Origin of the sequence: Limnohabitans sp. (genome assembly GCF_031539105.1) — a bacterium.
Classification (GTDB): Bacteria; Pseudomonadota; Gammaproteobacteria; order Burkholderiales; family Burkholderiaceae_C; genus Limnohabitans.
In genome coordinates this window covers 1-20,313 of record NZ_JAVKLM010000007.1, presented here as the reverse complement: position 1 = coordinate 20,313, position 20,313 = coordinate 1, and the positions used below count along the sequence as shown (strand labels likewise).

The window sequence follows — 20,313 nt, the reverse complement described above, 5'->3', positions numbered from 1 at the left end:
CGTTCCTCGCGCTGGCGGCGGTCGCGAAATTCTGTAGCGATGGTGACTATCCTTAAAAATCAAAAACAAACCGACACACGTGTGCGACGCACAACTCTTGGCAATTTCTCAATGAAATCAGCTTTTGAGAGCAATGTCGGAAGCAATCTTTTGAGAGAAGGCTTCGAGGTACATCACACCGAGGTCTTGATTGCCTCGGGCGCGCACTGCGACGGCGCCAGCTTCCTTCTCTTTGTCGCCTACGACCAAGATGTAGGGAAGCTTTTGCATTGAATGCTCACGTATTTTATACGTGATTTTCTCGTTGCGGAGGTCTAAATCGACCCTAAGCCCTTGATTTCGCAGCGTTTTCGCAACTTCTTTGCAATATTCGGCCTGTGAATCGGTGATATTGAGGACCGCCACTTGGGTTGGGGCCAGCCAAGTGGGCAAGGCGCCAGCATGCTGTTCGATCAAAATTCCAATGAAACGCTCCATACTGCCCACGATGGCGCGGTGCAAGATGACGGGGCGTTGGCGTGAGCCGTCTTCTGCCGTGTATTCAGCATCCAAGCGCTCCGACAAGTTGAAGTCAACCTGAATCGTGCCGCACTGCCATTCACGACCAATCGCGTCTTTCAGGGTGTACTCAATCTTGGGGCCGTAGAAAGCGCCGTCACCTTCAGAGATGACGTACTCACAGCCTGCAGCGGTCAAGCTGTCCATCAAGGCTTTTTCGGCCTTGTCCCACAAGTCGTCCGAGCCAATGCGGGCTTCGGGACGCGTGGACACTTTGTACAAGATGTCGGCAAAACCAAAGTCAGCGTAAACCTTCTTAAGCACCTTGGTAAAGGTGTCGCACTCGGGCAAGATTTGGTCTTCGGTACAGAAGATGTGGCCATCGTCCTGCGTGAAGCCGCGCACGCGCATGATGCCGTGCAAGCCGCCCGAAGGTTCGTTGCGGTGGCACTGGCCAAATTCGCCGTAGCGCAGTGGCAAGTCGCGGTAGCTCTTGATGCCTTGCTTGAAGATCAAGATGTGGCCGGGACAGTTCATGGGCTTCAAAGCGTAGTCGCGCTTTTCAGACTCGGTGGTGAACATGTTGTCGCGGTACTTGTCCCAGTGACCTGTTTTCTCCCACAAAGACTTGTCAATGATTTGCGGGCCTTTGACTTCGAGGTAATCGTTGTCGCGGTACACCTGACGCATGTACTGCTCGATGGTTTGCCACACGGTCCAGCCCTTGGGATGCCAAAACACCAAGCCAGGCGCGTGCTCGTCAATGTGGAACAAATCCAGCTCGCGGCCCAGTTTGCGGTGATCGCGCTTTTCAGCCTCTTCGAGGCGCTTGAGGTAGAGCTGCAAGTCGTCTTTGCTGGTCCATGCTGTGCCGTAAATGCGTTGCAGCATTTCGTTCTTACTGTCACCGCGCCAGTAGGCACCGGCCACTTTCATCAGCTTGAAGTGCTTGAGCTTGCCGGTACTGGGCACGTGTGGGCCACGGCACAAGTCTTCAAAAGCACCTTCGCGGTACAGGCTCACGTCTTCGTTGCTAGGAATGCTGGCAATGATTTCGGCTTTGTAATGCTCACCCAAACCTTTGAAATAAGCCACCGCTTCGTCACGTGGCAACACGCGACGCACCACGGGCTCATCCTTGTTAGCCAACTCGGTCATGCGCTTTTCAATGGCAGCCAAGTCCTCGGGCGTGAAGCCACGCGTGAACGAGAAGTCGTAAAAGAAGCCGTCATCAATGACGGGTCCAATGGTCACTTGCGCTTCTGGGTAAAGCTCTTTCACCGCATAAGCCAACAAGTGGGCGGTGGAGTGACGAATCACCTCCAAGCCTTCGGCGTCTTTGGCCGTGATGATGGCCAAGCTCGCATTGCTGCTCATCGTGAAGCTGGTGTCCACCACCTTGCCATCGACCTTGCCAGCCAAAGCTGCCTTGGCCAAACCAGCGCCAATCGACGCGGCCACTTCGGCCACGGTCACGGGGCCTGGAAATTCACGTTGCGAACCGTCGGGGAGAGTAATCTGAACCATGAGTCTTCAATGAAAAAAGCGCGGCATAGGCCGCGCTTGGAATGAGTATCTAAACGCTAGGTATGGATTTTACGCCGCCTTAGCATTTCACTCAGAAGACGATCAGTGGAACTGCTCTTCTTCAGTAGAACCCGTGAGGGCTTTGACAGAAGACGAACCACCTTGGATCACGGTGGTCACGTCGTCGAAGTAGCCTGCGCCCACTTCTTGTTGGTGTGACACAAAGGTGTAGCCTTGATCGCGTGCTGCGAATTCAGGCTCTTGCACCATGTTGACGTAGTGCTTCATGCCTTCGCCGTTGGCATAAGCGTGTGCAAACTGGAATGTGTTGTACCAGTTGATATGAATACCAGCCAACGTGATGAACTGGTACTTGTAGCCCAATGCCGACAGGTCTTCTTGGAACGAAGCGATCTGGCTGTCGTTGAGGTTCTTCTTCCAGTTGAAAGAAGGTGAGCAGTTGTAAGACAGCAACTTGCCTGGGCATGCGGCGTGCACAGCTTGTGCGAATTCGCGAGCGAAGCCAATGTCTGGCACGCCTGTTTCGCACCACACCAAGTCAGCGTAGGGAGCGTAAGCCACGCCGCGGCTGATGGCTTGTTCCAAACCGTTTTTGACGCGGTAGAAACCTTCGGGTGTGCGCTCGCCTGTCAAAAATGGCTTGTCGTTGGCATCATGGTCAGACGTGATCAAGTTGGCAGCTTCAGCATCGGTACGGGCCAACACGATGGTGGATGTGCCCATGACGTCAGCCGCGAAACGTGCACAAATCAATTTTTCGCAGGCTTCTTGTGTGGGCACCAACACTTTGCCGCCCATGTGGCCGCATTTCTTCACAGCAGCCAATTGGTCTTCAAAGTGAACGCCAGCAGCGCCGGACACGATCATGTTTTTCATCAATTCGAAAGCGTTCAACACGCCGCCGAAACCGGCTTCAGCGTCAGCCACGATGGGCAAGAAGTAGTCAATGAATTCTTTGTCGCCTGGGTTGACGCCACGACCCCATTGGATTTCGTCAGCGCGCTTGAAGGTATTGTTGATGCGGCGAACCATGGTGGGCACCGAGTCATACGCGTAGAGCGATTGGTCTGGGTACATGGTTTCAGAAGTGTTGCCGTCCGCAGCCACTTGCCAGCCTGACAAATACACAGCTTCCAAGCCCGCTTTGGCTTGTTGCATGGCTTGACCCGCAGAGATCGCGCCGAATGCGTTGACGTAGCCTTTCTTGGCGCCGCCGTTGACTTTTTCCCAGAGCTTTTCTGCACCGCGCTTGGCAAGCGTGTGCTCGATAGGCATGCTGCCGCGCAAACGCACGACGTCAGCAGCAGAGTAACCACGCTTCACGCCTTTCCAGCGTGGGTTCGTTGCCCAGTCTTTTTCGAGGGCGGCAATTTGTTGTTCGCGGCTGAGTTGTTCGTTCAGGGATTGAGGCATGGTTCACTCCAGTTAGTTAAGTGGTTGTCGATGACCAACTATAAGTCTTATATAAGAGTGGGATAACATCTTATGTCTTATAGAAGAATTTATTTTTATTCAATAAAAACATGGGCTTGCGTACGTAATTCCGATATGTGAAATTCCATTTCTCATATCAAGAAAAAATATTGCGCTGCAGCAAATCATAATTTCATGATGCAAAATTAACTTTCAAGGAAATATGGACTTCAATCCAGTGACCACCCTTTGCATGCAAGACCGCCAATTGATACAGTAATAACGCGCTCGTGAAAAACAACATTTCCAAATGAAAAAGTCGTTTTCACTTGGAAAGAACTTCGTTCTCAATTAGCATCCGCAATGCTCTAGAGCGATATCTCTAAGGGCTTGAAAAAAACTTCTAGAAGGAAATGAACCATGGCAACTGCAAAGAAAGCTCCGGCTAAAAAAGTAGCAGCAAAGAAAGCTGCTCCCGCAAAAAAAGTAGCAGCGAAAAAAGCTGCGCCTGCTAAGAAAGTAGCAGCTAAAAAGCCTGCTGCTAAAAAAGCAGCCCCAGCAAAGAAGGCCGCTCCTGCTAAAAAAACAGCAGCTAAAAAAGTAGTGACCAAAAAGGCACCTGCTAAGAAAGCAGCTCCTGCCAAAAAGCCAGTTGCAAAAAAAGTAGCGGCTAAGAAAGTTGTTGCCAAGAAAGCCCCCGCTAAAAAAGTAGCCGCCAAAAAAGCGCCTGCTAAAAAGCGCACGCCTAACGCAGCCTTCATGAAGGCACTCACACCCAGCGCTGCTTTGGCCGCTGTGATTGGCCACACGGCAGTGCCACGCACTGAAGTTGTGAGCAAGATGTGGACGTACATCAAAAAACACGGACTGCAAGACAAAGTCAACAAGCGCAACATCAACGCTGACGACAAGCTCAAGCAAGTGTTTGGCAAAGCCCAAGTCACCATGTTTGAATTGGCTGGCTTGATCGGCAAGCACCTGAAGTAATTCAGTTTCTGCCTCAACAAAAAAGGGACCGTGAGGTCCCTTTTTTGTTGAGCAAATGCGTCTTACACGTGCGCCGTTCTGCGCCCCACGCCCAAAGCCACCAGCACGCTCAGCAACAACACAAAAGCTGCGCCCAGCAAAGTTGCCCCATACCAACCGTGATCCATGAACACGCCAAAGATGAGGGGCGAAATGGCAAAGCCTGTATCGAGCCCCGAATAAACCATGCCATACACACGACCTGTGGCACCTTGGGGCGTGGCTTTTTTGATCATCATGTCGCGTGAAGGGCCGCCCACGCCAATGGCCAAACCTGTGGCGGCCAAGATGACCATCGTCAAATCAGCGCCAAACAGACCACTGCCGCACAGTGCCATGAACAAAGCACCTACGGCCATGCAAGTCGCTACGACCTTGTCGCTGTGACGGGGCCAACGTGCTGCCACAAAGCCGCCCACAAACATCCCGGCGGCAGCACACAGCATATAAGCCGTTAACGTAACGGTAGCAGCCTCAAACGTCACGTGGTGAAGCGCTTGCAAGATAGACACAGCAAAGCTTTGCACCACCGCCAGCGTCATCGTGGAGAGCAAGAAAAAGCTAAAGCACCACCACACGACGGGGATTTTCAAAAAGGACAAGGTGCTGCCATCGCTGGCACTTGACTTGTGGTTCACCACCTCGGCATGCAGATGCTCACGCTGCCAGAGTAACAATACAAAGATACCCATGAAAAGCAATGCAGCGCCCACATAGGCAGCACGCCAATCAAACGCAGCACTCAAGCCCACCATGAACACAGGCGCCAGTGCCCAGCCCAAGTTACCAGTCAGGCCGTGCGCGCTGAACGCATAACCCAATCGAGGGGCAGACACATTTTGATTCAGGATGGTGAAGTCCACAGGGTGGAACGAGCAATTGCCGAGCCCCAGCAATGCAGCGCCCAACATCAAGCCCACATAGCTATCAGCCACAGACACAGCCATGCAGCCCGCTGCCATCAACAGCAAAGCCACAAACAACACTGGCCGTGCACCCAAGCGGTCAACAACAAAACCAGCAGAGGCTTGACCAATGCCAGAGACGACAAAGAAGACCGTCATCAAAAAACCCAACTCGGAATAGCTCAAACCAAAGGTGCTGATGAACACGGGAAACATGAGCGGCAACAGCAGGTGCGAGAAGTGCGAGCTGGCGTGTGCCACGCCCACCAAGCCAATGACGGCTACGTCATCGCGCCAAGGGTTGGTTGCGGGGTTCAAAGTGGTCATAAAAAAGCGCAGCAAAAAGGATGAAGGTATCCTAACTGCTGCGCTTTTTTGCGTCTTCCACTGGGAGACAAGCCCCCTATCCTGACAAGGGGCAAACCCTCTCAGCCGCCGTAGTTCAGACCACGGCTTTGGTGAATGCAAACTCGCCTGGCGCACGCACAGGGTCCACACTGACAGCAATCGTGTCTTTGGGCAAGAACTTGCCTTCCAACAATAACTTGGACAAGGGGTTTTCGATGCGCTGTTGAATGGCACGCTTCAATGGACGTGCACCAAACACAGGATCAAAGCCCACCTTTGCCAACTCGGCCAGTGCTGCGGGTGACACATCCAAAGTCAAGTCCATCTTGGTCAAACGCGCCCCCAAAATCTTGAGCTGTATGCCCGCGATGCTGGCGATGTGTTCAGCATCCAAGGCGTGGAACACCACCGTCTCGTCAATGCGGTTCAAGAACTCGGGGCGGAAGTGCGACTTGAGCTCATCCCACACCGCGTCTTTGATGTCTTGTGGGTCTTGGCCCACCATGCTTTGAATGATGGGTGAGCCAATGTTGGACGTCATCACAATGACCGTGTTTTTAAAGTCAACCGTGCGGCCTTGGCCATCGGTCAAACGGCCATCGTCGAGCACTTGCAACAAGATGTTGAACACATCAGGGTGGGCCTTTTCCACCTCGTCCAGCAACAGCACGCTGTAGGGTTTGCGACGCACGGCTTCGGTCAAGTAACCGCCTTCGTCGTAACCCACATAGCCGGGAGGCGCACCCACCAAGCGGCTGACCGAGTGTTTCTCCATGAACTCGCTCATGTCGATGCGAATCATGTGGTCTTCGCTGTCAAACAAGAAGCCAGCCAAGGCTTTGCAGAGCTCTGTCTTACCCACACCCGTAGGGCCGAGGAACAAGAACGAACCCGTGGGGCGATTGGGATCACCCAAGCCCGCACGCGAGCGGCGAATGGCATTGGCCACTGCCGTGATGGCTTCCTCTTGACCCACCACGCGGTCGTGCAACTTATCTTCCATTTGCAAGAGCTTGTCGCGCTCCCCCTGCATCAGCTTGGACACAGGAATGCCGGTGGCACGCGCCACCACTTCGGCAATTTCCTCAGCGCCCACTTGGGTGCGCAGCAAGCGGTGGCCCCCAGCGGCCGTCGCCTTGCTGCTTTCGCGTGCGTTGGCTTCTTTCATGCGCTTTTCAAGCTCTGGCAATTTGCCGTATTGCAGCTCGGCCACTTTGTTGAATTCGCCCTTGCGGGTGAGTTCTTCAATCTGGTGGCGAAGACGGTCAATCTCTTCTTTGAGTTGTGCACCGCCATGGGCAGATGACTTTTCAGCTTTCCAGATTTCGTCCAGGTCGGCGTACTCTTTGCCAATCTTTTCAATCTCTTCTTCAAGCAGCTCCATGCGTTTTTGCGAGGCTTCGTCTTTTTCTTTGCGCACAGCTTCGCGTTCAATCTTGAGCTGAATCAGGCGACGGTCGAGCTTGTCCATCACCTCGGGCTTGGAATCGATTTCAATTTTGATTTTGGCCGCAGCCTCATCGATCAAATCAATCGCCTTGTCAGGCAAGAAACGATCGGTGATGTAGCGGTGACTCAGCTCGGCTGCAGCCACGATGGCGGGGTCAGTGATCTCGACGCCATGGTGCACTTCGTACTTTTCTTGCAGACCACGCAAAATAGCAATCGTGGCTTCTACAGAAGGTTCGCCCACAATAATTTTTTGGAAACGACGCTCCAACGCCGCATCTTTTTCGATGTACTTGCGGTATTCATTCAGCGTGGTCGCGCCCACACAATGCAGCTCGCCACGAGCCAAAGCAGGCTTGAGCATGTTGCCCGCATCCATGGCGCCATCGGCCTTGCCAGCCCCCACCATGGTGTGCAGCTCGTCAATGAACACAATGGTTTGGCCTTCGTCTTGCGCCAATTCTTTGAGCACGCTTTTCAAGCGCTCTTCAAACTCACCGCGGTATTTCGCCCCCGCCAGCAAAGCAGCCATATCGAGTGACAACACGCGTTTGCCTTTGAGCGAGTCAGGCACCTCACCCGCCACGATGCGCTGGGCCAAGCCCTCGACAATCGCGGTCTTGCCCACGCCGGGTTCACCGATAAGAACAGGGTTATTTTTGCTTCGACGTTGCAACACTTGGATGGCGCGGCGAATTTCATCGTCACGACCAATCACGGGGTCGAGCTTGCCTTGTCGGGCTCGCTCGGTCAGGTCCATGCAGTATTTTTTCAGTGACTCGCGTTGACCTTCGCTTTCGGCGTTGTCCACTTTTTGGCCGCCGCGCACGGCCGTGACAGCCGCCTCTAATGACTTGCGGTTCAAGCCGTTTTGCGTGGCCAACTTGCCCCAATTGCCTTTGTTATCGCACATGGCTAACAAAAATAATTCACTGGCCACAAACTGGTCGCCACGTTTGATGGCTTCTTTTTCAGCAGCTTGGATCAAGGACACGGTGTCGCGCCCCACTTGCACCTGCTCTTGACCTTCGACCTTGGGCAAGCGGTTCATCGCGTCTTCTGCCGCCGACAACAAGCCGGTCACATTGGCACCTGTGCGCTGCAACAGCGACTTAGGCCCATCATCTTGGCGCAGCATGGCGACCAATACATGGGAAGGCTCGATGTAGGCGTGGTCGCCCCCAAGGGCCAGCGACTGGGCGTCGCTCAAAGCTTCTTGAAACTTGGTGGTGAGTTTATCAACGCGCATGGAAACTCCGAGAAATTGATTAGATGAATTGATAACTGAGGCTGGTATGTCTTATTTCAAGATCACACCAGCACAGTGGTGTTGATCTGAGTCAAAGTACAGCGCATTCAACCATCCGAACATCGCACTGTCAGTGCGGTGGCGCACACCGTTATTGCGGTGTGGTGTTGGTCGCTTGAATGCCCCATCGGGCCAAGGCTTGGTCGTCGCTCACACGGGCATCGACCCAGCGCGCGCCTTCGGGCGTGACTTCTTTTTTCCAAAATGGCGCTTGGGTTTTGAGGTAATCCATCAAAAACTCGCAGGCCTTGAAGCTCTCACCGCGGTGTGCCGAGGTGACAGCCACAAACACAATTTGGTCTTCTGGGTGCAGCAAACCCACGCGGTGAATGACGCGGGCAGCAAAAATGTCAAAGCGTTTCTTGGCCTCATCCATCATGGCCGAGATGGACTTTTCAGTCATGCCTGGGTAATGCTCGAGTTCCATGCTGGCCACCGAGCTGCCATCGTTGCGCTCGCGCACCGTGCCTAAAAACGAGCACACGGCCCCCACGCGAGCATCGCCTGCACGCAAGGTGGCAAGCTCTTGGCTCACATCAAAGTCTTGGGTTTGGATGCTGACGGTGAATGACATGGCTTGCTTCTTAAGTTAACCGCCAGTGACGGGCGGAAAGAAAGCCACTTCGCAGCCTTCGCTCAAAGCGGCAGACTCTTCGCACAAATCTTGGTTCAAAGCCATGCGCACAGCGCGGCCATGAGCCAATGCTTCGGCATAAGCGCCGCCGCGTGCAATCAGCTCATCACGCAAGTCTTTGAGCGTTGTGGCTTGTGTGCTCACGCGCTCACTGCCCTGCCCGATGGCTTCGCGAATAGACGCAAAGTATTTGAGGTTCACGTTGAGGGTCATTTTGGGGGGCGCGCTCATGCCAGCCACTCCGCAAAAGAAATAAAGCGAACGGTATCGCCTTTGGCAATGGTTTGCCCAGCAGTGTTATCCACCACGCCATCACCCCATACGGCTGAGGTGAGCACGCCAGAGCTTTGGTTGGGGAACAAATCAAGGCCACCTTCGGCGTTGCGTTTGACACGCAAAAACTCGCGACGTTTGTCAGCGCGCGGCCAATCGAAATGGGCTTTCATGTCCGTGCGTGCAATGTCCGTCTTCGTAGCGCCCTGCAAGGCCAACACAAACGGACGCACCAACAACAAAAAGGTCACAAAACTAGAAACCGGATTACCGGGAAGACCCATGAAGTGGCAAGCATCGCCTTCGGTATGACTGCCGAGATTCACCTTGCCATACGCGAAGGGCTTGCCGGGCTTGATAGCGAGTTGCCAGAGGTTCAATTCTCCCAAGGCCTCAACCGATGGTTTGATGTGATCTTCTTCACCCACCGACACACCGCCGCTGGTCAAAATCAAATCATGGTGTTGGGCTGCATCCCGCAAGGCGGCGATGGTGGCCTCACGTTTGTCGGGCACGATGCCAAGGTCTGTGACCTCGCAACCCAAGCGCTGCAACATGGCGCGCAAGAAGAAGCGGTTGGAGTTGTAAATCGCACCAGCAGGCATGGCCTCAGGTGCCACATCGCCGGGCATGACCAACTCGTCACCTGTGGAGAACAAGGCCACGCGTGGACGCGCCGACACTTGCAGCTGTGCCAAGCCAATGCTGGCCGCCAAACCCAACTCTGCGGGTGTCAGACGAGTGCCTTGGGACAGCACTTTGGCACCGCGTGTGACGTCTTCACCCGAGCGGCGAATCCACTGCGCTGCGGGCACGGCTTTGTTCACTTTGATTTGGCCGTCCTCTAAGACTTCGCAGTCTTCTTGCATCACCACGGCATCTGCGCCGGGCGGAATCGGTGCACCTGTGAAGATGCGAGCGGCTTCGCCAGCATTGAGTTGCGTGCCGTGTGTGCCGGCAGGAATGCGCTGCGTCACGTGCAACACGGCAGCTGCTTGCACACAATCAGACGAGCGCACGGCGTAACCGTCCATCGAGCTGTTGTCTTGTGGAGGCACTTGCAAAGCCGCAACCACGTCTTGTGCGAGCACGCGGCCATCGGCATCAAAGGTGGACAACGATTGCGTCGTGGTCAACACATGGGCTTGCGCCAGCAATTGCGGCAACGCGTCATCGAGTGAGAGCAAAGGGGGACGGGTCATAGCAAAGGTGGGTGGTATTCGAAACGGTCTTCATTGGCCACCAACCATTCGGTGATGGCATAAGGGTCGTTGAGGTCCAACACGGGGCGCAATGTAGCCTCTGGCATGTCTTGTGGTGAATCGGTGGCGATGGCCACCACAAAGTCATCATGAGGGTAACGCACAGGTTGCTCAGACGCTTTGCGCCAAACTTCAACCTTGAGCAAATCGCTTTTCTTAAAGCCTTCGACCAAGACCCAATCCACACCCTCGTACACCTCGGCCAACAGGTGGTGCACCGAGAGCTGCGCAGGCTGCTCAAACTGGCGCTGCAACACCAAACGTTGGTTGGATGCCACCAGCACCTCAAACGCACCCGCTTCGCGGTGACGCCAGCTGTCTTTGCCAGGCTTGTCAATGTCAAAGTTGTGGTGCGCGTGTTTGACCACAGACACGCGCAAACCCTTCATGCGCATGCAGCCAATCAACTGCTCGACCAAGGTTGTTTTTCCTGAGCCGGAATAACCTGCAAAGGCGACGACTTTCATGCGGGGTCGCAATGGTTGGCGATGTAGGCTTTGATTTGAGCCACGTCTGGCTTCATCACCAAGACACGTTTAGGCAAAGCTTCAATGCCTTCAAACTTAGCCGGACGATGGGGCTCTTGACCCAAAGCTTCCACGATGGTGGCAGCAAATTTGATGGGCAAGGCGGTTTCCAAAACGATCATGTGCACGCCAGGCTTGAGGTGTTCACGCGCCACTTTCACGCCGTCGGCTGTGTGGGTGTCGATGATCTCGCCAAAGTGCTTATGCACGTTTTGGATGGTGTCCAAACGGTTGGCATGCGTGCTCTTGCCGCTGGCAAAACCGTAGCGGGTGGCAGCTTCTGCGAAGTGCGGATTAGCGCTCAGGTCAAATTTACCGGTTTTGGAAATTTGTGCACCAAACAAGTCTTTGACCAACGCACCATCACGACCGAGCAAATCGAACACAAAGCGTTCGAAGTTGCTGGCCTTGGAAATATCCATCGAAGGGCTCGATGTTTCGTATGTGTCGGCACTGCCGCGCACGCGGTACACGCCGGTGCGGAAGAACTCGTCCAACACATCGTTTTCGTTGGTAGCGGCCACCAAGGTGTCCACCGGCAAGCCCATCATGCGGGCCACATGGCCTGCACACACGTTGCCAAAGTTACCACTCGGCACGGTGAAGCTCACCTTTTGGCTGTTGGCCGTGGTCGCTTGGAAATAACCAGCAAAGTAGTACACCACTTGGGCCAGCAAGCGCGCCCAGTTGATGGAGTTGACCGTGCCAATTTTGTATTTGGTTTTGAAGTCCAAATCGTTGGACACCGCTTTGACCAAGTCTTGGCAATCGTCAAACACGCCTTCGATGGCGATGTTGTGGATGTTCTCGTCCATCAAGCTGAACATTTGCGCTTGCTGAAAGGGGCTCATGCGACCGTGCGGGCTGGTCATGAACACGCGCACACCTTTTTTGCCACGCATGGCGTATTCGGCCGCGCTGCCCGTGTCGCCACTGGTCGCACCAAAAATGTTCAGTTCTTCGCTACGGCGCGCCAACTCGTATTCAAACAAGTTGCCCAGCAGTTGCATGGCCATGTCTTTGAAGGCGAGCGTAGGACCGTTGGACAAAGCCTCGACCCACAAGCCGTCCTCTAACTTGCGCACAGGCACGATGGCCTGAGTGCCATACACCTCTTGGGTGTAGGTCTTAGCGCACAAGGCTTTCAGGTCAGCCGCAGGGATGTCGTCGATGTAGAGCGACAGCACTTCAAACGCCAAGGCGGCATAGCCCTGTGTGTTGAACGTGATGCGCAAACGCGTGAGCGCAGCATCGTCCACCTGTGGGTAGTGCTCGGGTAAATACAAACCACCGTCTGGGGCCAAGCCCTCGAGGAGGATTTCACAAAAACGCTTGCGCTCGGCGTGGCCGCGCGTGGACAAATACAGCATCAGTTCAACTCTTCTTTGCGGATGCGGGTGACGGGGGCCAACACGGTGGTGAGCTTTTGCATTTCAGCAAGGGCTTCATTCATCTTGGCTTCTACACAATCGTGGGTCAAGATGATGAGGTCGGTGTGGCTCTCGCCCTCACCGGCTTCGCGCTGCAAGACCGCATCAATACTAATGTCAGCACTGGCCAAAATGCCGGTGACCTTGGCAAGCACGCCCGCTTGGTCGGCCACGCGCAAACGCAGGTAATAGCTGGTGACCACTTGAGCTATCGGCAGAATAGGCAAGCTGCTCATCGCATCGGGCTGGAAGGCCAAATGCGGCACACGGTTCAACGGGTCTGCCGTGTGCAAACGTGTGATGTCGACCAAGTCAGCAATCACCGCGCTGGCAGTGGGCTCGCTGCCCGCACCTTTGCCGTAATACAACGTCGTACCCACGGCGTCAGCATGCACCATCACGGCGTTCATCGCACCTTCAACATTAGCAATCAATCGCTTGCTAGGCACCAAACAAGGATGCACGCGCAGTTCAATGCCAGCTGGCGTGCGCTTGGAAATGCCCAAGAGCTTGATGCGGTAGCCGAGTTGTTCGGCGTACTTGATGTCTTGCGCTTCGAGCTTGGTGATACCTTCGACATAGGCCTTGTCAAACTGCACAGGCACGCCAAACGCAATAGCGGACATTAGGGTGACTTTGTGGGCTGCGTCCACACCTTCGATATCAAAGGTCGGATCAGCTTCGGCATAACCCAAAGCTTGTGCCTGCTTGAGCACGTCATCAAAGGTCAAGCCCTTGTCGCGCATCTCAGACAAGATGAAGTTGGTCGTGCCGTTGATGATGCCAGCCAGCCATTGAATACGGTTGGCAGTGAGGCCTTCGCGCAAAGCTTTGATGATCGGAATACCACCGGCCACCGCGGCTTCAAACGCCACCATGACGCCCTTTTTGTGGGCAGCTGCAAAAATTTCTGTGCCGTGCACAGCCAGCAATGCTTTGTTGGCCGTGACCACATGCTTGCCTGCTTCGATGGCTTCAAGCACGAGTTGCTTGGCAATGCCGTAGCCGCCAATCAGCTCCACCACGATGTCGATGTCTGGATTGGCGATGATCTTGCGCGCATCGTCCACCACTTCCACATTTGCACCCACGATGCTTTTGGCACGCGCCACATCGAGATCCGCCACCATCGTGACTTCAATGCCACGACCAGCGCGACGTTGAATTTCTTCTTGGTTACGTTTGAGCACTTCAAACGTGCCGCTGCCTACGGTACCAATGCCTAAGAGGCCTACTTGAATCGGTTTCATGCTTTTCTATTTCGGTAGTTTTCTAAGAATTTTGCGATGCGTGAGATGGCCTCACGTAAGTCATCTTCGTGAGGCAAGAACACGATACGGAAATGGTCCGTGGTCTTCCAGTTAAAGCCCGTGCCTTGCACCAACATGACCTTGGTTTCTTGGAGCAACTCCAAGAAAAATTGTTGGTCGTCTTTGATGGGGTACACCTTGGGGTCCAAGCGCGGAAACATGTACAGCGCGGCTTGAGGCTTCACACAGGTCACGCCAGGAATGGCGGTGATGAGCTCATAGGCCAAGTCGCGTTGCTTACGCAAACGACCGCCCTCGCCCACCAAATCGTTGATGCTTTGGTAGCCGCCCAAGGCGGTTTGAATCGCCCACTGGCCTGGCACGTTGGCGCACAAGCGCATGTTCGAGAGCATGTTGAGGCCCTCGATGTAGTCAGCTGCAGGCTTTTTGTCGCCAGACACCACCAACCACCCCGCGCGATAACCACAGGAGCGATAGCTCTTGGACAGTGAATTGAAAGTGAGCGTCAACACATCGTCGCTCAAGCTGGCGATGGGCGTGTGCTTGACACCGTCGTACAAGACCTTGTCATACACCTCATCCGCAAAAATGATCAAGCCATGCTTGCGTGCGAGCTCAACGATTTGCATCAGCAACTCGTCTGAATACAAAGCACCGGTTGGGTTGTTGGGGTTGATGACGACAATGCCCTTGGTGTTCTTGGTGATCTTGGCGCGAATGTCTTCGATGTCGGGCATCCAACCATTCGCCTCGTCACACACGTAGTGCACAGGCGTACCACCAGACAAGCTGACCGCCGCGGTCCATAGCGGGTAGTCGGGCGCAGGCAACAGCAACTCGTCGCCATTGTTCAGCAAGCCATTGGTGGCCATGACGATGAGTTCACTTGCGCCGTTGCCCAAGTAAATGTCGTCGAGCGTGACACCTTTGATGCCTTGCTTTTGCGTCTCGTGCATCACCGCTTTGCGGGCGCCAAAAATGCCTTTGCTGTCCGAGTAGCCAGCCGAGTTGGGCAGGTTGCGGATCATGTCTTGCTGAATTTCTTCAGGCGCATCAAAACCAAACACGGCCAAGTTGCCGATGTTGAGTTTGATGATCTTGTGGCCTTCCTCCTCCATTTGACGCGCTCGGTCCATGATGGGACCGCGAATGTCATAACAGACGTTGGACAGCTTGTTGGATTTTTGGATCTGTTTCAAAGTCCCTCCGAGGGCTCTTTTACGGGGTGAAACCTATAATTTGACCACAGATCTCAAGGCATTTATGAAATTACAACCCGATCGCATCGAGACCCAGTCCGTTACCGCCTATGGCTCGGGATGGGTGGCTATCCAAGGCGAAAAAATCACGCACAGCGTGCTGATCAGCTCCGAAGGACTTCGCTTGGATTGGCGATGCCAAAGTTTTGATGATTTAGGCCCGCATCACTTTGCACAGTTGGTAGATTTAGACGTGGAGTTGGTCATCTTTGGCAGCGGTGAACGTTTGCGCTTTCCCAAACCCGAATGGCAAGTGGGGTTGATGCAGCGACGTGTGGGCCTAGAAACCATGGACACACAAGCGGCATGTCGCACCTACAACATCTTGGCGGGCGAAGGCCGCAAAGTGGCGGCTGCACTCATCATCGAACCGTCTGCAAGTAATAATTAAGCACACGCTTCGCCGCGCGTCTGCTTGATGTTCTTATTCATCATCGATGCAAGGTTTATAAGTTAAAATAATGGGTTGCCGGAAGGGGGCTGTCTCGACAGTCGCCTCCTTCATCCGGCCGTCTGAACTGTCACACCTGATTGAGCGCTATGGCAATTGTTGTCAACAAACCCCTCCCCGAATTTGAAGCCAATGCAACAGGCGGCATTAAGGTAAGTAACACCTCACACAATGGCCAAGTCATGGTCTTGTACTTTTATCCCAAGGACAACACACCTGGTTGCACCACCGAGGCCATGCAGTTCCGTGACAAGTACAAAGACTTTGTCAAAGCCGGTGCTATGGTTTTTGGCGTGTCACGCGACAACATGAAGTCGCACGACGAATTCAAAACCAAACTCGAACTGCCCTTTGAGTTGATTGCCGACACAGAAGAAAAAATGTGTCACATGTTTGGCGTTGTGAAAAACAAAATCATGTACGGCAAAAAAGTCAAAGGCATTGAACGCAGCACTTTCTTGGTTGGCGCGGATGGCTTGCTGAAAGAAGAGTGGCGCGGCCTCAAAGTGCCGGGTCACGTGGACGAAGTCCTAAAAGCCGTCAAAGCCTTGAAGAAGGCATCTGCTGCAGCGGCATAAAGCACTCACCAAAAGTGTCACGGAGCTCGGTTATAGTGTTTCTATGACATTGACAGAAGCGCACATGTTTCCAACAAAAAGCCGCCTTGGCCTCCAGGCGGCTTTTTCGTTTTTTAAGCCTGAGTTTCAGTTTTTTCTTTGCGTTTCAACTCTTTAAATTTCATTTATGCCACTGCCACCCGCCCCCGCCAAACGTGCCGCCTTTTTGAACACTGAGGGTTTGGACACCACGCCTGCCAAATCACGCAGCGCACGTAAACCAACGCTACGCCAAGAACCACAAGAAATTGAAGCACCCTTGACCACCAAGGCACCAAGCACTGCCACGTCTGCCCCCCCCAAGTCTGAGCCTATGCCCGCCTACAAAAGCGAACGTAAAGCCATCCCCGCACGAACAGCCCGCATCAAGAAAAAACACACAGGCCCCACCAAGCTGTTTGTGCTGGACACCAATGTCTTGATGCACGACCCCATGTGCCTGTTCCGCTTCGAAGAACACGATGTGTTCTTGCCTATGATCGTGCTTGAAGAGTTAGACGGCCATAAAAAAGGCATGACTGAAGTGGCGCGCAATGCCCGCCAAACCAGTCGCTCATTGGATGCCTTGGTGGCATCACACAACGCCGACATCATCACGGGCATCAAGCTCGATGGCACCGGCCACATCGAAGTGGGCGGACGTTTGTTCTTTCAAACTGAACCGCTCGCCTTCACCCTGCCTTCTAGCCTGCCACAAGGCAAGGCCGACAACCAGATTTTGGGCGTCGTCGAAGCCCTGCGCGTCAGATACGCACCACGCGAGGTGGTGCTGGTCTCCAAAGACATCAACATGCGGGTTAAAGCACGCGCTTTGGGCCTGGCCGCTGAAGACTACCAAAACGACAAAACCCTCGAAGACGGCGACCTGCTGTATTCAGGCGCCTTGGCTTTGCCCGAAGATTTTTGGCTCAGCCACGCCAAAGAAGTGGAGAGCTGGCAAAGCGGCAGCCACACCTTCTACCGCCTGAGCGGCCCCTTGGTGCCCGAGTTGCACATCAACCAATTTGTGTATTACGAATCTGCTGGCGAACCCAGCCTGTATGCCCGCGTGACAGAGATTCGCGGTCACACCGTGGTGCTCAAAACACTCAAAGACTTCACGCATCTCAAAAATGCAGTGTGGGGCGTGACCACACGCAACCGCGAACAAAACTTTGCGATGAACTTGCTGACTGACCCTGAGATCGACTTTGTCACTCTCACCGGCACCGCTGGCACAGGCAAGACCTTGATGGCATTGGCTGCAGGCCTCACGCAAGTGTTGGACGACCGCCGTTACACCGAAATCATCATGACGCGTGCCACGGTGAGCGTGGGCGAAGATATCGGCTTTTTGCCAGGCACTGAAGAAGAAAAAATGGGTCCATGGATGGGCGCGTTAGACGACAACCTCGAAGTGCTGGCCAAAACCGAAACCAGCTCAGGCGACTGGGGCCGTGCTGCTACCAATGATTTGATTCGCAGTCGCATCAAAATCAAGAGCTTGAACTTCATGCGCGGACGCACCTTCTTGAACAAGTACCTCATCATCGATGAGGCACAAAACTTGACGCCCAAGCAAATGAAAACGCTGATCACGCGCGCGGGCCCCGGCACCAAGATTGTGTGCATGGGCAACTTGGCACAGATTGACACGCCCTACCTCACCGAAGGCTCTTCTGGTTTGACGTATGCCGTCGACCGTTTCAAAGGATGGCCACATGGTGGTCACATCACCTTGGCTCGCGGCGAGCGCTCGCGACTGGCTGACTTTGCCAGCGAAGTGCTTTAACGCTTTGTTGCGTTAATAGTCGCCACCACTGCTGTAACCACTGGCCAAGCTTTCGAACTTGGTGAGTGGTTTCAAGAAGGCCAACTTAACAGTACCCGTGGGGCCGTTACGTTGCTTGCCAATGATGATCTCCGCCACACCTGGCTCTTTGGACTCTTTGTTGTAGTAGTCGTCGCGGTAGATGAACATGATCACGTCCGCATCCTGCTCGATAGCGCCTGACTCTCGCAAGTCACTCATCATCGGGCGTTTGTCGGTGCGCTGTTCCACGCTTCGGTTGAGCTGAGACAAGGCAATCACGGGGCATTGCAGCTCTTTAGCCAGCATTTTCAAACCACGGGAGATTTCACCAATCTCAGTGGCACGGTTGTCACCGCCACTGCTATTGGAGCCGCTCATGAGCTGCAAATAGTCGACCACGATCAGGCCAAGCTTGCCGCACTGACGTGACAAACGTCGCGCGTTGGCACGTAGCTCGCTAGGCGTGAGGCCTGGTGTTTCGTCAATGTGCAGCGACACATTGCGCAGCTTCTCGATGGCTTCCGTCAGGCGTGGCCATTCGTCATCGCTCAACTTACCCGTGCGCAAATGACCTTGGTCCACGCGTCCAATCGAACCCACGATACGCACTGCCAATTGCGAAGCACCCATTTCCATGGAGAACACAGCCACAGGCAAACCTTCGTTCAAGGCCACATGCTCAGCAATGTTGATGGCCAAAGCCGTTTTACCCATGGACGGACGGGCCGCAAGCACCACCAAGTCGCCCGGTTGTAGGCCTGATGTCATGCGGTCAAAGTCAATGAAACCTGTGGGCACACCTGTGATGTCGTTTTGGTTGTCCGCCATCTCTTGCACGCGGTCCAGCAAGTCGACCACCAGCTGCGGCATGGCTTGAAAACCCTGCTTCATGCGCGAGCCCTCTTCACCAATGTTGAAGATTTTTTGCTCGGCTTCATCCAAAATTTGAGCCACCGCCCTGCCCTGCGTGTTGAAGGCGTTGGTAGCAATTTCGTCACTGGCGGTGACCAACTTACGCAGAATCGCGCGCTCTCGCACGATCTCGGCATAGCGCCGAATGTTGCTGGCACTGGGCACGTATTGTGCGAGTGCGTTGAGATAACCCAAACCGCCAATTTCCTCTGCCTTACCCAAAGTTTGCAAGTGCTCATACACTGTGATCACATCGGCGGGACGGCTCGCGTTCACCAGTGTCAAGATAGCGCTATACACCTGCTTGTGCTCGTAGCGGTAGAAGTCACCCTCGTTCAACAAATCACCCACACGATCCCAAGCACCGTTGTCCAGCAACAAGCCGCCCAAAACGCTGGACTCGGCCTCGATGGAGTGCGGAGGAATGCGCAGTTGAGCAATTTGCTGGTCGTGAGAGAAGCTCTCATCAAAGCTGTTAGAAGCGGCTGACATGGTGATCCTGTAAAACACACATCCTAAGCCCAGAGGCGCCAAGTGCTTGGGATAACTCTGTGGATAAGAGGTGGGTTAGCTGGGGAAAAGCAAAGAACAAATAAAAAAGCCGCTCCGAAGAGCGGCTTCAGGTGGTGCAGAAAAGCTTAAGCAGCTTCGCCGTACACAGACACAGTGATCTCAACGATCACGTCGGTGTGCAAAGCAACGCCCACGGTGCTGTCGCTCACAACCTTAATAGGGCCATGAGGCATGCGGATCTGGGCTTTTGCCACTGCGAAACCTTCTTTTGTCAACGCTTCAGCGATGTCATGGTTGGTCACAGAGCCGAACAAGCGGCCATCCACACCAGCTTTTTGGCCGATCTTGACGGCTTTGCCAGCGAGCTTCTCGCCTTGCGCTTGCGCAGCAGCCAACTTCTCAGCAGCAGCTTTTTCGAGTTCAGCGCGGCGCACTTCGAATTCTTTGATCGCAGTTTCAGTAGCGCGACGAGCGCGGCCTGATGGGATCAAAAAGTTACGGGCGTAACCATCTTTCACACGGACGATTTCGCCGAGGTTGCCGAGGTTCACGACCTTGTCGAGCAGAATAATTTGCATGGTCGGTCTCCTTAGATCTTGTGCTGGTCGCTGTATGGCACCAAGGCCAAGAAGCGCGCGCGCTTGATGGCAGTGTTCAGCTGACGTTGGTAAATGGCGCGTGTGCCAGTGAGGCGTGCGGGAATGATCTTGCCATTTTCGGCAATGAAGTCACGCAAGGTGTCGACGTCTTTGTAGTCGATTTCTTCAACGCCAGTGACGGTGAAGCGGCAGAAGCGCTTGCGCTTGAAAAGCAATGATTGCGTGTTGCGCTTTGGGCGCTTGTCTTTGTTGAATTTCTTGAATGTGGCCATGATCT

18 protein-coding genes are annotated in these 20,313 nt (G+C 54.2%); 4 read left to right on the top strand and 14 right to left on the bottom strand.

Annotation, left to right across the window (positions count from 1 at the left end):
• Window positions 1–117 precede the first annotated feature (117 nt).
• Window positions 118–2,025 carry a threonine--tRNA ligase gene (gene thrS / locus RMR24_RS01085; RefSeq protein WP_310613242.1) on the bottom strand — a complete coding sequence of 636 codons (1,908 nt, stop codon included), beginning with the start codon at window positions 2,023–2,025 and terminating at the stop codon, window positions 118–120.
• Between the two features lie 102 nt (window positions 2,026–2,127).
• Window positions 2,128–3,459, bottom strand: a complete 1,332-nt coding sequence (gene aceA, locus RMR24_RS01080) for an isocitrate lyase (protein WP_310613241.1) — start codon at window positions 3,457–3,459, stop codon at window positions 2,128–2,130.
• A 420-nt stretch (window positions 3,460–3,879) separates the two neighbouring features.
• Here aceA and RMR24_RS01075 point away from each other — a divergent pair, with 420 nt between their 5' ends.
• On the top strand, window positions 3,880–4,446 hold the full coding sequence (locus RMR24_RS01075) for an SWIB/MDM2 domain-containing protein (RefSeq protein ID WP_310613240.1): 567 nt from the start codon (window positions 3,880–3,882) through the stop codon (window positions 4,444–4,446).
• 62 nt (window positions 4,447–4,508) lie between these two features.
• On the opposite strand, the gene RMR24_RS01070 is transcribed toward RMR24_RS01075, so the two are convergent.
• From RMR24_RS01070 to RMR24_RS01030, 9 genes are all read right to left on the bottom strand, one after another.
• The gene (locus tag RMR24_RS01070) at window positions 4,509–5,717 is read right to left on the bottom strand and encodes an MFS transporter (RefSeq protein ID WP_310613239.1); all 1,209 of its coding nucleotides are present in this window, start codon (window positions 5,715–5,717) and stop codon (window positions 4,509–4,511) included.
• Between the two features lie 115 nt (window positions 5,718–5,832).
• Window positions 5,833–8,436 (bottom strand): ATP-dependent chaperone ClpB, encoded by a 2,604-nt coding sequence (clpB, locus tag RMR24_RS01065; RefSeq protein WP_310613238.1) that lies wholly within the window; start codon window positions 8,434–8,436, stop codon window positions 5,833–5,835.
• A gap of 151 nt (window positions 8,437–8,587) precedes the next feature.
• The gene (moaE, locus tag RMR24_RS01060; RefSeq protein WP_310613237.1) at window positions 8,588–9,070 is read right to left on the bottom strand and encodes a molybdopterin synthase catalytic subunit MoaE; all 483 of its coding nucleotides are present in this window, start codon (window positions 9,068–9,070) and stop codon (window positions 8,588–8,590) included.
• Between the two features lie 15 nt (window positions 9,071–9,085).
• On the bottom strand, window positions 9,086–9,361 hold the full coding sequence (moaD, locus tag RMR24_RS01055; RefSeq protein ID WP_310613236.1) for a molybdopterin converting factor subunit 1: 276 nt from the start codon (window positions 9,359–9,361) through the stop codon (window positions 9,086–9,088).
• Entirely contained in the window at window positions 9,358–10,605 is a 1,248-nt protein-coding gene (gene glp, locus RMR24_RS01050) for a gephyrin-like molybdotransferase Glp (RefSeq protein ID WP_310613235.1), read from the bottom strand. The genes moaD and glp overlap by 4 nt, the downstream gene beginning before the upstream one ends.
• The gene (mobB, locus tag RMR24_RS01045) at window positions 10,602–11,132 is read right to left on the bottom strand and encodes a molybdopterin-guanine dinucleotide biosynthesis protein B (protein ID WP_310613234.1); all 531 of its coding nucleotides are present in this window, start codon (window positions 11,130–11,132) and stop codon (window positions 10,602–10,604) included. The genes glp and mobB overlap by 4 nt, the downstream gene beginning before the upstream one ends.
• Window positions 11,129–12,562 (bottom strand): threonine synthase, encoded by a 1,434-nt coding sequence (thrC, locus tag RMR24_RS01040; RefSeq protein WP_310613233.1) that lies wholly within the window; start codon window positions 12,560–12,562, stop codon window positions 11,129–11,131. The genes mobB and thrC overlap by 4 nt, the downstream gene beginning before the upstream one ends.
• Entirely contained in the window at window positions 12,562–13,872 is a 1,311-nt protein-coding gene (locus tag RMR24_RS01035; protein ID WP_310613232.1) for a homoserine dehydrogenase, read from the bottom strand. The genes thrC and RMR24_RS01035 overlap by 1 nt, the downstream gene beginning before the upstream one ends.
• Complete coding sequence (locus RMR24_RS01030; protein ID WP_310613231.1) at window positions 13,869–15,092, bottom strand: pyridoxal phosphate-dependent aminotransferase; 1,224 nt, start codon at window positions 15,090–15,092, stop codon at window positions 13,869–13,871. Before RMR24_RS01030 ends, RMR24_RS01035 begins: the two co-directional genes overlap by 4 nt.
• 64 nt (window positions 15,093–15,156) lie before the next feature.
• Here RMR24_RS01030 and RMR24_RS01025 point away from each other — a divergent pair, with 64 nt between their 5' ends.
• The 3 genes from RMR24_RS01025 to RMR24_RS01015 all read left to right on the top strand — a co-directional run bounded on the left by RMR24_RS01025 (window position 15,157) and on the right by RMR24_RS01015 (window position 17,991).
• Window positions 15,157–15,543 (top strand): Mth938-like domain-containing protein, encoded by a 387-nt coding sequence (locus tag RMR24_RS01025; RefSeq protein WP_310613230.1) that lies wholly within the window; start codon window positions 15,157–15,159, stop codon window positions 15,541–15,543.
• A 149-nt stretch (window positions 15,544–15,692) separates the two neighbouring features.
• The gene (locus RMR24_RS01020; RefSeq protein WP_310613229.1) at window positions 15,693–16,181 is read left to right on the top strand and encodes a peroxiredoxin; all 489 of its coding nucleotides are present in this window, start codon (window positions 15,693–15,695) and stop codon (window positions 16,179–16,181) included.
• Window positions 16,182–16,347: 166 nt separating this feature from the next.
• Window positions 16,348–17,991: a PhoH family protein gene (locus RMR24_RS01015; protein WP_310613228.1), complete on the top strand. Its 1,644-nt coding sequence runs from the start codon at window positions 16,348–16,350 to the stop codon at window positions 17,989–17,991.
• A 12-nt stretch (window positions 17,992–18,003) separates the two neighbouring features.
• Here RMR24_RS01015 and dnaB read toward each other — a convergent pair whose 3' ends face one another.
• The 3 genes from dnaB to rpsR form a co-directional block, all read right to left on the bottom strand.
• Window positions 18,004–19,416 (bottom strand): replicative DNA helicase, encoded by a 1,413-nt coding sequence (gene dnaB / locus RMR24_RS01010; protein ID WP_310613227.1) that lies wholly within the window; start codon window positions 19,414–19,416, stop codon window positions 18,004–18,006.
• 146 nt (window positions 19,417–19,562) lie between these two features.
• Complete coding sequence (gene rplI / locus RMR24_RS01005; RefSeq protein WP_104799312.1) at window positions 19,563–20,015, bottom strand: 50S ribosomal protein L9; 453 nt, start codon at window positions 20,013–20,015, stop codon at window positions 19,563–19,565.
• A gap of 11 nt (window positions 20,016–20,026) precedes the next feature.
• Entirely contained in the window at window positions 20,027–20,308 is a 282-nt protein-coding gene (gene rpsR, locus RMR24_RS01000; protein WP_044397946.1) for a 30S ribosomal protein S18, read from the bottom strand.
• Between the last annotated feature and the right edge of the window lie 5 nt (window positions 20,309–20,313).

Bases quoted from the DNA above. Each gene is read 5' to 3' on its own strand.
- thrS (WP_310613242.1), bottom strand. From the start codon at position 2,025: ATGGTTCAGATTACTCTCCCCGACGGTTCGCAACGTGAATTTCCAGGC.
- aceA (WP_310613241.1), bottom strand. From the start codon at position 3,459: ATGCCTCAATCCCTGAACGAACAACTCAGCCGCGAACAACAAATTGCC.
- RMR24_RS01075 (WP_310613240.1), top strand. From the start codon at position 3,880: ATGGCAACTGCAAAGAAAGCTCCGGCTAAAAAAGTAGCAGCAAAGAAA.
- RMR24_RS01070 (WP_310613239.1), bottom strand. From the start codon at position 5,717: ATGACCACTTTGAACCCCGCAACCAACCCTTGGCGCGATGACGTAGCC.
- clpB (WP_310613238.1), bottom strand. From the start codon at position 8,436: ATGCGCGTTGATAAACTCACCACCAAGTTTCAAGAAGCTTTGAGCGAC.
- moaE (WP_310613237.1), bottom strand. From the start codon at position 9,070: ATGTCATTCACCGTCAGCATCCAAACCCAAGACTTTGATGTGAGCCAA.
- moaD (WP_310613236.1), bottom strand. From the start codon at position 9,361: ATGAGCGCGCCCCCCAAAATGACCCTCAACGTGAACCTCAAATACTTT.
- glp (WP_310613235.1), bottom strand. From the start codon at position 10,605: ATGACCCGTCCCCCTTTGCTCTCACTCGATGACGCGTTGCCGCAATTG.
- mobB (WP_310613234.1), bottom strand. From the start codon at position 11,132: ATGAAAGTCGTCGCCTTTGCAGGTTATTCCGGCTCAGGAAAAACAACC.
- thrC (WP_310613233.1), bottom strand. From the start codon at position 12,562: ATGCTGTATTTGTCCACGCGCGGCCACGCCGAGCGCAAGCGTTTTTGT.
- RMR24_RS01035 (WP_310613232.1), bottom strand. From the start codon at position 13,872: ATGAAACCGATTCAAGTAGGCCTCTTAGGCATTGGTACCGTAGGCAGC.
- RMR24_RS01025 (WP_310613230.1), top strand. From the start codon at position 15,157: ATGAAATTACAACCCGATCGCATCGAGACCCAGTCCGTTACCGCCTAT.
- RMR24_RS01020 (WP_310613229.1), top strand. From the start codon at position 15,693: ATGGCAATTGTTGTCAACAAACCCCTCCCCGAATTTGAAGCCAATGCA.
- RMR24_RS01015 (WP_310613228.1), top strand. From the start codon at position 16,348: ATGCCACTGCCACCCGCCCCCGCCAAACGTGCCGCCTTTTTGAACACT.
- dnaB (WP_310613227.1), bottom strand. From the start codon at position 19,416: ATGTCAGCCGCTTCTAACAGCTTTGATGAGAGCTTCTCTCACGACCAG.
- rplI (WP_104799312.1), bottom strand. From the start codon at position 20,015: ATGCAAATTATTCTGCTCGACAAGGTCGTGAACCTCGGCAACCTCGGC.
- rpsR (WP_044397946.1), bottom strand. From the start codon at position 20,308: ATGGCCACATTCAAGAAATTCAACAAAGACAAGCGCCCAAAGCGCAAC.